The sequence below is a fragment of the Bacillus cereus genome (genome assembly GCF_007678085.1).
Classification (GTDB): Bacteria; Bacillota; Bacilli; order Bacillales; family Bacillaceae_G; genus Bacillus_A; species Bacillus_A cereus_BE.
Map to the genome: position 1 here is coordinate 467721 of NZ_VEDW01000005.1, position 10344 is coordinate 478064.

Sequence of the window (10344 nt, forward strand, 5' to 3'; positions counted from 1 at the left end):
AGCGCCGAATGGCTATGTAATAAATGAAGAGACATTTGCATTTGAAATCAAAGAGGATGGAGAAATTATTAAACATATTGTGAAAAATAAGAAAGAAGAAAAGACATCACTTCCTTCTAAGCCAAATAAGCCAACACCGAGTGGAGAAGTGAAATCCTCCGCTGATGTGAAGGCAATGCAACAACCTAATACTCATAATGAAGTGCGTTTACCAGCTACTGGCGGCGTTGGCAATGAATTTACGGTTTTATTCGTTTTAGGAATTGGTTTTATTATTGCTGGTGCTTATGTGTTAAGGATGAAAAATAGAAAAGAAATGTAGAAAAAAACGCCTTGTAATAGAGGCGTTTTTTTTTAGTATCTCAACTTCCTCAACAAACTCTTAATTTCCTCATCTTGCATAAAGAGATCCAGATGCTTTTCTGTAATTTTTGCAAGTGCAACGTCGTGATAGAAAAATTCTGTAAAGAACTTTACGAAAGGTTGCGACATTGTTTTCATTGCTTGCCATGATTCTTGCTCTACTCCAGCAAATAAAATTTCACGGTCGTCAACGATGAGCAACAAGTAGCGTTCTAATGCGTTAGGTTCTTCAGTTGGGATTAGAAAATGCATGTTTTCTAAATCTGTTTCTACTTTTCCAACTATAAGGGACTCGAGTTTGACGCCTTGTTTTGCTTTTTCTTCTAGTGAAGGGAGATATTCTAAAAGAGTATCATTCCAAGCTGAAATGCGAATTGATTCTTTTGCACTTTCGATGAGTTCTTTACTTTGAACTCGAATAGAAGATTGCATTTTTAAGCTCCACACACGGTCATCTGTAAATGATTTTTTGGATATATTCGTTTCTAATTCTTCAATATTTGATTGGAATTCTGTCGTTAATTTTTCAATTGCTAGCTTGAGTGGTAATGCTGTATACAGCTTTTTCTTTTCTGAAACAGAATCCATTACCATTCCTTTATCGATCAGGCGTGCTAGCACTTCATATATTTTTGCTTTTGGAACACCAGAGTGCTTCACAATCGTTGTAGCATCTAGTGGTTCGTTGCTTGATACGACAACTTCATAAGCTTGGCTTTCATATTGTGAGAAACCGAATTTTTGTAACATAGTTCCCTCCGAACGAATGAGATTATCCCACATTAACGGGCAGTAAGACTCCCACCTCAAAATTTGGCTGGAGCAAAGAGGTTAGGTGGGAGGCGGGCTGCCCGTAAATGTCCGATTGGTGAAGGCTAATAATCAGTGGGAAGAACAAAACCCCACTGATTAAAGTTTCACTTTATATAGCTTAAGGATAATGAACTATTTGTTTTTGCACAAGTGGTAGTGGGTTTTCTACTCAAATTGAGATGAGAATTAATTTCAATTTTTTAATTTTATCCATTATACTTAATATAGTGATTAATATGATTACAATACAACGAGAAGGGGATGCTTGGGGGAAGATGTTGAGAAGTTTACGTTTAAAAATTGCGGTAGTATTTTCGGTGCTTATTTCTATGATGTTTGTAATATTAGGTACAACAATGTATCAATTACAGAAAGAGAAGGAAGTGCGCTCCTTAGACCAGTATTCTCAAAATACGATGGATCTTGTGACAGAGCAACTTACGACATTTGTTCAAAGAACGGATGAAGATATGGGATATTATGCGAACAGTGAGATGGTTCATAATATACTTCAAGACGGAGTTACTCCAGAAGAAGAAGCGTTTTTGACGAAAGAATTTTCGGAGTACAAAAAGAATCATCCTGGCATTTTAGACTTATATATTGGTACGAAAGATAAAAAAACATTAAGTGCCAATCTTGCTGAAGGTGGACAAGTGCCAGAGGGATATGACCCAACGACAAGACCTTGGTATAAAGACTCAGAAGCTGATGTGAAAAAGGTTCACTGGGGACAACCTATGTATGAAATTGCTACAGGTAAGCTAAGTGTGGGAGTTTCTAAAGCAATTACAGCGCAAGATGGATCTGTATTAGGTGTTGTAGCTATGGATGTATCACTTGGAACAATTCAGAAGTTACTTCATAATATTCAATACAATAACGGCGGAGAAATGTTTATTATAAATGATAAAAATATGGCTCTTGTTTACCCAGAGAAAATAGGGAAAGATGTTTCGAAAGAGCCACTTGTGAAGAGTTTAAATAAAGAGGTAACAAAATATGCTGTCACTACATTAAAAGGTGAAGATGTAGTTGTTTATAGTCAGTCATTTGATTTGATGAAATGGAAAATAGGAATTTTTTATCCGAAAGAAACGATTGATGGGCTATTGAATAGTACGAGAAATACAGTCCTTATAATGGCATGTATTAGCTTATTAGTTGGAATCGCAGCTTCATACTTGTTCTCAAGAAGATTAGCGAGACCGCTGCAACTATTAACGAATCACGTTCAAAAAGTAGCAGAAGGTGATTTAACGTTGCAAATGAAAGTGACAAGTAAGGATGAAGTTGGAGAGCTAACGAATCATTTTAATCATATGGTTGAGCAAATGAATGAAATGGTAAGCAAAATTAAAAATAGTGTATCAACAGTGCAGCAATCAACGCATAATCTACATTATTTAACGAATGAAACTGTAGCTGCTAGTAGAGAAGTGTCAGGTGCAATGGATGATGTGAGCGGAGGAGCATCTACTCTTGCTAATAGTGTAGATGAAGTTTCAGAGCAGCTCGAGAATATGGCGCAGTCAGTGGAACAAATGAATCACTCCGTTGGTGAAATAAAAGGAGTGGCTGGCAAAGCTGAAGAGGCATCTAAGCAAGGATTACATACGATGCGTAATTTAGTTCGGACAAGGGGCCAATCATCTTCGATTGTTGTCCATACAGAAGAAGCATCCGGAAAGTTAGAGCAAAGAGTTGGATCGATTCAAAATGTTGTAGAGCTTATAAAAGGTATTTCGGATCAAACGAACTTACTTGCTTTAAATGCTTCAATTGAGGCAGCGCGTGCAGGTGAACAAGGTAAAGGTTTTGCTGTTGTCGCTGAAGAAGTTCGAAAATTAGCGGAACAATCAAAAGATGCAACAGTAGAAATTGCAACGATGATCGGTGATGTACAAGTAGAGGTAAGACGAGTTGTAGAAGTTGTAAGTAAATTGAAAGATATTGCGGATATACAAAATAAAGTTACGACAGAGGCAGAAACAGAATTCCGCACAATTATGTCAGTTGTAAATACGATTAGTATGTCAGTGGAACAAATTGTAGCAGAGGTACATAACATCGGTTACGAGCAAGGAGAAATTACAGCGGTAATGCATACAATTGCTAGTACGAGTCAAGAAAGCGCAGCTGTTTCGGAAGAGGTAAATGCTGCAACTGAATCACAAGTGAATCATCTAGAAAAGGTAGCTCATACGATGGAAAGTTTGACGGAGCATATGAGAGACTTAGAAAGATTAGTTGAGCAGTTTAAAATAGAGGAATAACAAATTAGTAAAATGATGAGTATTTCGGTAAAATAGACAATGGATATATAAGAAACAATTATAGGAGGAAGACTACTATGGCAATTGTTGACGTATCGATTATTCCAGTAGGAACTGGTAATCCAAGTGTTAGTGAATATGTAGCAGAAGTACAAAAGGTGTTAGAGAAAAATGCAGATCGCGTGAAATATCAATTAACACCAATGAATACAATTATTGAAGGAGATCTTCCTGTCATTCTAGAAGTCATTCAACAAATGCACGAAGTTCCATATACGAAAGGTGCACAGCGCGTTGCGACAACAATTCGTATCGATGATCGTCGTGATAAAGTAAGCACAATGGAGAAGAAATTAAACTCTGTTCGATCAAAATTATAAGGGAAAAGCAGCGATCTTCGCTGCTTTTTTCATATAGGAGGTAAATAAGATGAGTGAAAAGTTTAACGAACAATTTGATGGGTTGTTAGAGAAATACACGGAACTATTACTTGGAGAGAGCAATGAAGAGAGAAAAGAACAGGTGCAGAAGTGGGCACTGTATTCTTACATAGCAAAGACGATGCCGGCTTTAGTGAAGCATTGGAATGAGACGTATCCTGATGCGAAAGAAGAGATGGTACAGTTAATTACAGATATTAAAAGGCTGAATGAAGAGAAGAGAAATGAGCAATAAAAAAACTTGAGGTAAATATAATCTCAAGTTTTCTGTATTAATATCCTTATATAATTTACATGGAATATAAAGGGTTTTATAAGCATGTCGAATATTTTCGACATGCTTATTTTGTGCCTAGTAAATTCGTTTTTTCTAAATGTCGAAAAATATTTCCTGCATATTTATAAGCGGAAATATAGGGTTTTAAATGTTTTTATAGTATTTTATAAATTATCTAAATAATTATTTGTATCCAATAATTTTAAACAATGATATAATTTTGAAGAGGGGTAAAAAACAGATAAATCACAGTCATAGGGGTGAATTACATGGAACAATTAATGCGAAATTCGTTTCTTTTCTTGTCAAAAAATAAAGCGCTAACAAAACTGGCTAAAAAGTACGGTTTACGCTTTGGTGCAGGTCGCTTTGTCGCAGGGGAGACGATTGAATTAGCGACAGCTGCAATTCAGGCATTAAACAAGCAAGGTCTTTGTGTAACGATTGATTATTTAGGGGAATTCGTTGATAATGAAGCGGAAGCAAATGAAATGGCTAACCAATCGATTGAAGCGATCCGTGCAATCGGAAGAGAAGGTCTTGATTCGCAGCTTTCTTTAAAAATGACTTCTATGGGATTAGATATCTCTGATGAAATCGTAATGAACAATATGCGCCGTATTTTAGAAGCTGCAAAAGAAAATGGTGTGTTTGTTACCATTGATATGGAAGACTATACACGCTGCGGAAAGACAATTGATATCTTTAAACAGCTAAAATCTGAGTACGATAATATTGGTACAGTTATTCAAGCTTACTTATATCGTACAGAAAAAGATATGGAAGAATTAAATGCTTATAGTCCGAATTTACGTCTTGTAAAAGGAGCTTATAAAGAGCCTGAAGAGGTGGCGTTCCCGGATAAGAAAGATGTAGATGATAACTATAAAAAAATTATTAAAATGCACTTATTAAATGGAAATTATACTGCAATTGCTTCACATGACGAAGCGATTATTGAATATACGAAAAAACTTGCCGAAGAACACAATATTCCAAGAGACCAATTTGAATTCCAGATGTTATATGGTATTCGTAATGAGCGTCAACTTGAGCTAGTAAAAGAAGGTTACAAAATGCGTGTTTACGTACCTTATGGAAATGACTGGTATGGCTACTTCATGCGTCGTCTAGCAGAGCGTCCAGCAAACGTTGCGTTCGTGTTAAAAGGTATGGTTAAAAAATAACCAAGGAGAAAATACTCCTTGGTTATTTTAATTGCTGAAATGCGTAATGTGCCATTTTTTTCGTATCAGGATATAGTTGTGTGCGAGTAGAAGATAATACAACATTAATGACGCGTTTACCGTCTTTTTCATCCACTGTTACGACCGTATATTTTCCGAGTGCTGATAGACCGCTTTTACTTCCAATTGCATATGGATCGTCATATAGTTCTTCTCGTCCATAGTTTGCGATGTTTGGAGAGCGTTCTGAAGTATGTAGAGTTGTACGTGTTGAATTCATATATTCTAAAACAACTGGGTACTTTAATGCTTCTCTCGTAATCATAGCAATGTCATATGGTGATACTTTATTTCCGAGTGCATCAGCGCCACTTGCATTTTTGAAAGTCGCATGCTTTGTACCGAGTTCCTTCGCTCTAGCATTCATCATTTTTACAAATTCATTTTTTGATCCTGCGATATGTTCTGCGATGGATTCAGCTATTGGGTCTGCACTAATGATAAGCATCAGTTTTAATGCCTCATCACGCTTTAACTTTTCCCCAGCATGAAGTTTAATCTTCTTACTTTGACTTTCTGTTTTAATTGCGTTCTCTGTAATTGTAATTTCTTCATCTTCTTTTACATTCTCTAGTAAGAGAAGAGTTGTCATCATTTTGGCTATACTAGCCGGATAAGAGCGTTCGTCCTCTCGTTTTCCATACAAAATTTCACCTGTGTCTGCATCGATTGTAATGGCGTATTGCCCAGTGATGCTAGGTTGATCGGCTCTTACAGCTTGTTGTCTTTGTGCGTAAGAGAAGAAAATCATCCCTGTAAATAGTGTAGCAATCATTACAATCATAACTATTGTTCGTTTCATCATCGTTCCCTCTTTTGTTTTCCATATGTACAAATAAATTGGGCAGAAAAAGCAGCCATTACCCATTATGCCACGTTTTCTGCCCAAAAATATACCGTTATTTTTCGCCCATATTATGCTTCTTATATTGTTGGTTATTACCTTGACGGCCCTTTTCCACACCGTGATTATGCGGACCTGCATTTCCAGTTACACTTGCTGCGCTAATTCCAGCTTTTGAAGGGTTCTTCTTAAGTTTTGCCATATATATTCCTCCAGTTTCGTCAGATTATAAAAAGGAAAAGTGTATTTGAGTGAAGAAAATACATACATATAGCATGGGCAAATAAAAGAAAAATATTTATTTCAGAAAATTTTATCAATAAATATATTGCGAAAATTCAAACTGTATCATATATTTATTAGTAGAGGCTCACTCATTGATTGCGACTTATGTCGAAAAATTGAATGAGCATTCATTCAAGAATAGGGGGAGAATTGGATGTTCCAAATTAAAAAGGCTGCTGTTCTAGGTTCAGGCGTAATGGGTTCAGGGATTGCGGCACACTTAGCTAATATTGGTATTCCGACATTATTGCTTGATATTGTACCACCTGCGCTAACAAAAGAAGAGGAAGCGAAGGGACTTACATTAGAACATAAAAGTGTGAGAAATCGTTTTAGTAATACGGCTGTGCAAAAACTATTAAAGCAAAAACCAGCTCCTCTGACAGTGAAAGGAAATCTAGCACTGATTGAAGCAGGTAACTTAGAAGATGATCTTGAGCGTCTAGCTGATGTTGATTGGATTATTGAAGTAGTAGTTGAAAACTTAGATATTAAAAAGAAACTATTTGAAAAAGTAGATGCAGTTCGTAAACCGGGTTCTATCGTAAGCTCGAATACGTCAGGCATTTCAGTTGAAAAAATGGCAGAAGGTCGTTCAAACGACTTCCAGAAACACTTCTTAGGAACACACTTTTTTAACCCACCACGATATTTAAAACTTCTAGAGGTAATACCGACGAAAGAAACAGATCCACAAGTATTAAGCTTCATGAAACTATTTGGCGAAGACGTTCTTGGAAAAGGCGTTGTTATCGCAAAAGACACACCAAACTTTATTGGAAACCGCATCGGTACGTATGGTTTACTTGTAACTCTTCAAGAGATGGTAAAACGCGGCTATAGCATTGGGGAAGTTGATTCTGTAACAGGCCCACTTATTGGTCGTCCGAAGAGCGCAACGTTCCGTACATTAGATGTTGTTGGTCTAGATACATTCGTACACGTTGCAAATAACGTATATGAAAACGTACAAGAAGAAGAGCGTGATGTATTTAAAGTACCAGCTTTCATGCATGACATGCTTGATAAAAAATGGCTTGGAAGTAAAACAGGTCAAGGCTTCTTCTTAAAACAAGGAAAAGAAATTTTAGAACTAAATCCTGAAACGATGGAGTACGAAGCTCGCAAAAAATTAAAAGCTGCATCTATCGAGTTAAGTAAACAAGAAAAAGGTTTATCGAATAAATTGAAAGCGCTTGTATACGCGAAAGACCGCGCAGGAGAGTTGTTATGGAACATCATCACACCAACTCTTTTATACTCTGCAAAACTTCATAAAGAAATTGCTGACGATATCGTTGCAATTGACCAAGCGATGAAGTGGGGCTTCGGCTGGGAGCAAGGACCATTTGAAGTTTGGGATGCAATTGGCGTTGAAAAGTCTGTTCAAAAGATGGAAGAAAACGGCGCAGTTGTTCCGACTTGGGTGAAAGAAATGGTAGAGAAAGGTTTCACTGCTTTCTATAAACATGATAACGGAGATAGCTACTATTACGATAATGGTGAATATAAGCTAATTGAACGTAATAAAAAGGCAATTTCCCTTAAACAATTAAAAGCGAAAAATGGCGTATTAAAGAAAAATAGCGGAGCGAGCTTAATTGATTTAGGTGACGGTATCCTTTGCTTAGAATTCCATTCGAAGAGCAATGCAATTGGTATGGATATTACGCAAATGATTAACTACGCTGTTGATGAAGTAGAAAAGAATTATAAAGGTCTTGTTATCGGTAACCAATCGAAGAACTTCTGCGTTGGTGCGAACTTAGCAATGATCTTAATGGAAGCACAAGATGACAACTACTTTGAAATTGAGTTGGTTGTGAAAAACTTCCAAGATGCAATGACGAAAATTAAATATTCTTCTAAGCCAGTTGTAGCAGCACCATATGGTATGACGCTTGGCGGAGGTACAGAAGTTTGCTTACCAGCAGCGAGCATTCAAGCTTCTAGCGAAACGTATATGGGCTTAGTAGAAGTTGGTGTTGGCTTAATCCCTGGCGGAGGCGGTAATAAAGAGCTATACATTAAACACTTAAATAAAATGCCAAACGGTGTAGAGTTTGATCTGCAAAAAGTTGCGAATAAAGTATTCGAATCTGTAGCGATGGCGAAAGTTTCTACATCAGCACAAGAAGCTGTATCGAACAACTTCTTAGGCGATAAAGACGGTATTAGTGTGAATGGTGATCACTTACTATATGATGCGAAACAAAAAGCACTTGCTTTATATGAAGCTGGCTATAAAGCGCCGATCCGTAAAAAGATACCAGTTGTTGGTGAAACAGGCTATGCAACACTTGTACTTGGTGCAGAAGCAATGCATTTATCAGGTTACATTTCTGAACATGATCTTCACATTGCGAAGAAACTTGCATATGTCATTGCGGGCGGAAAAGTACCGTACGGAACAGAAGTTGATGAGCAGTATTTATTAGATGTAGAACGTGAAGCATTTATTAGCTTAGTAAGTGAGATGAAATCACAAGCAAGAATGCAGCACATGCTTGTAAAAGGAAAGCCATTACGTAACTAATAACGAGGGGAGATATCGTTCATGAGAGAAGCTGTCATTGTTGCGGGAGCAAGAACACCAATTGGAAAAGCAAAAAGGGGTTCATTAAAAACAGTTCGTCCTGACGATCTAGGGGCGTTAGTAGTAAAGGAAACGTTAAAGCGTGCGAATTATGAAGGACCAATTGATGATTTAATTTTCGGTTGTGCGATGCCAGAAGCAGAGCAAGGTTTAAATATGGCTCGTAATATCGGAGGGTTAGCAGGACTTTCTTACGATGTTCCAGCTATTACAATTAACCGTTACTGTTCTTCAGGATTACAAAGTATCGCTTACGGAGCAGAGCGTATTATGCTTGGTCACTCGGAAGCGGTATTATCAGGCGGAGCGGAATCAATGAGTTTAGTTCCAATGATGGGACACGTTGTTCGTCCGAATAGTCGCCTTGTAGAAGCGGCTCCAGAATATTATATGGGTATGGGACATACAGCAGAGCAAGTTGCTGTGAAATATGGAATTTCTCGTGAAGAGCAAGATGCATTTGCAGTAAGAAGTCATCAACGCGCTGCGAAAGCATTAGCTGCAGGTAACTTCGCTGATGAAACAGTATCGGTAGATGTAACATTACGTACTGTTGGATCAAATAATAAACTGCAAGAAGAAACAATCATTTTCGCGCAAGACGAAGGTGTAAGAGCAGAAACGACGCTAGACATTTTAGGTAAACTACGTCCAGCATTTAACGTTCGCGGTTCTGTAACAGCTGGTAACTCTTCACAAATGAGTGACGGTGCAGCATCTGTACTATTAATGGACCGTGAAAAAGCAGTGAGTGATGGCATGAAACCACTTGCGAAATTCCGTTCATTCGCAGTAGCTGGCGTACCACCAGAAGTAATGGGAATCGGCCCAATCGCTGCAATTCCAAAGGCGTTAAAATTAGCTGGTCTAGAGCTATCTGATATTGGCTTGTTCGAACTAAACGAAGCATTCGCTTCTCAATCGATCCAAGTTATTCGCGAACTTGGTTTAGATGAAGAAAAAGTAAACGTAAACGGCGGTGCAATCGCACTTGGACATCCACTTGGTTGTACAGGAGCAAAACTAACACTATCTCTTATTCACGAAATGAAACGCCGCAACCAACAATTCGGTATCGTAACAATGTGTATCGGTGGCGGAATGGGAGCAGCAGGAGTGTTTGAATTACTATAAAAAGTGGAAGTGGCTTGCTCAGAACAGGAGGGCGTTGGAAGCCCTGACGAAGAGGCGCTTTTTGCCTCA

Annotated in this window: 10 protein-coding genes; 7 read left to right on the top strand and 3 right to left on the bottom strand. The window is 37.8% G+C overall.

Going from position 1 to position 10344, the window contains the following annotated elements:
• Nucleotides 1-322 (top strand): LPXTG cell wall anchor domain-containing protein (locus tag FS742_RS28085; protein ID WP_260869683.1); only part of this gene is annotated, 322 nt, incomplete at its 5' end.
• 32 nt (nucleotides 323-354) lie between these two features.
• On the opposite strand, the gene FS742_RS22730 is transcribed toward FS742_RS28085, so the two are convergent.
• On the bottom strand, nucleotides 355-1113 hold the full coding sequence (locus FS742_RS22730; RefSeq protein ID WP_144615238.1) for a TrmB family transcriptional regulator: 759 nt from the start codon (nucleotides 1111-1113) through the stop codon (nucleotides 355-357).
• A 338-nt stretch (nucleotides 1114-1451) separates the two neighbouring features.
• Here FS742_RS22730 and FS742_RS22740 point away from each other — a divergent pair, with 338 nt between their 5' ends.
• The 4 genes from FS742_RS22740 (at nucleotide 1452) to FS742_RS22755 (ending at nucleotide 5356) form a co-directional block, all read left to right on the top strand.
• The gene (locus FS742_RS22740) at nucleotides 1452-3452 is read left to right on the top strand and encodes a methyl-accepting chemotaxis protein (RefSeq protein WP_144615240.1); all 2001 of its coding nucleotides are present in this window, start codon (nucleotides 1452-1454) and stop codon (nucleotides 3450-3452) included.
• A 77-nt stretch (nucleotides 3453-3529) separates the two neighbouring features.
• A complete protein-coding gene (locus FS742_RS22745) occupies nucleotides 3530-3832 on the top strand; it encodes an MTH1187 family thiamine-binding protein (RefSeq protein ID WP_001018860.1) in 303 nt (100 codons plus the stop codon).
• A 49-nt stretch (nucleotides 3833-3881) separates the two neighbouring features.
• Nucleotides 3882-4127, top strand: a complete 246-nt coding sequence (locus tag FS742_RS22750; protein WP_001290594.1) for a YusU family protein — start codon at nucleotides 3882-3884, stop codon at nucleotides 4125-4127.
• Between the two features lie 311 nt (nucleotides 4128-4438).
• Nucleotides 4439-5356 carry a proline dehydrogenase family protein gene (locus FS742_RS22755; RefSeq protein ID WP_000436782.1) on the top strand — a complete coding sequence of 306 codons (918 nt, stop codon included), beginning with the start codon at nucleotides 4439-4441 and terminating at the stop codon, nucleotides 5354-5356.
• A gap of 22 nt (nucleotides 5357-5378) precedes the next feature.
• On the opposite strand, the gene FS742_RS22760 is transcribed toward FS742_RS22755, so the two are convergent.
• The gene (locus FS742_RS22760; RefSeq protein WP_144615242.1) at nucleotides 5379-6218 is read right to left on the bottom strand and encodes a D-alanyl-D-alanine carboxypeptidase family protein; all 840 of its coding nucleotides are present in this window, start codon (nucleotides 6216-6218) and stop codon (nucleotides 5379-5381) included.
• A 97-nt stretch (nucleotides 6219-6315) separates the two neighbouring features.
• Nucleotides 6316-6462, bottom strand: coding sequence for a YuzL family protein (locus tag FS742_RS22765; RefSeq protein WP_001096344.1), 147 nt, complete (start codon nucleotides 6460-6462; stop codon nucleotides 6316-6318).
• 237 nt (nucleotides 6463-6699) lie between these two features.
• Between FS742_RS22765 and FS742_RS22770 the strand changes: the two genes are divergently transcribed.
• Complete coding sequence (locus FS742_RS22770; protein WP_144615244.1) at nucleotides 6700-9081, top strand: 3-hydroxyacyl-CoA dehydrogenase/enoyl-CoA hydratase family protein; 2382 nt, start codon at nucleotides 6700-6702, stop codon at nucleotides 9079-9081.
• Between the two features lie 21 nt (nucleotides 9082-9102).
• Nucleotides 9103-10275, top strand: coding sequence for an acetyl-CoA C-acetyltransferase (locus FS742_RS22775; RefSeq protein ID WP_001206343.1), 1173 nt, complete (start codon nucleotides 9103-9105; stop codon nucleotides 10273-10275).
• Nucleotides 10276-10344: the final 69 nt, after the last annotated feature.

Excerpts from the sequence above, each read along its gene's own strand:
- FS742_RS22745 (WP_001018860.1), top strand. The coding sequence starts at position 3,530 with ATGGCAATTGTTGACGTATCGATTATTCCAGTAGGAACTGGTAATCCA.
- FS742_RS22775 (WP_001206343.1), top strand. The coding sequence starts at position 9,103 with ATGAGAGAAGCTGTCATTGTTGCGGGAGCAAGAACACCAATTGGAAAA.
- FS742_RS22765 (WP_001096344.1), bottom strand. The coding sequence starts at position 6,462 with ATGGCAAAACTTAAGAAGAACCCTTCAAAAGCTGGAATTAGCGCAGCA.
- FS742_RS22750 (WP_001290594.1), top strand. The coding sequence starts at position 3,882 with ATGAGTGAAAAGTTTAACGAACAATTTGATGGGTTGTTAGAGAAATAC.
- FS742_RS22740 (WP_144615240.1), top strand. The coding sequence starts at position 1,452 with ATGTTGAGAAGTTTACGTTTAAAAATTGCGGTAGTATTTTCGGTGCTT.
- FS742_RS22760 (WP_144615242.1), bottom strand. The coding sequence starts at position 6,218 with ATGAAACGAACAATAGTTATGATTGTAATGATTGCTACACTATTTACA.
- FS742_RS22730 (WP_144615238.1), bottom strand. The coding sequence starts at position 1,113 with ATGTTACAAAAATTCGGTTTCTCACAATATGAAAGCCAAGCTTATGAA.
- FS742_RS22770 (WP_144615244.1), top strand. The coding sequence starts at position 6,700 with ATGTTCCAAATTAAAAAGGCTGCTGTTCTAGGTTCAGGCGTAATGGGT.
- FS742_RS22755 (WP_000436782.1), top strand. The coding sequence starts at position 4,439 with ATGGAACAATTAATGCGAAATTCGTTTCTTTTCTTGTCAAAAAATAAA.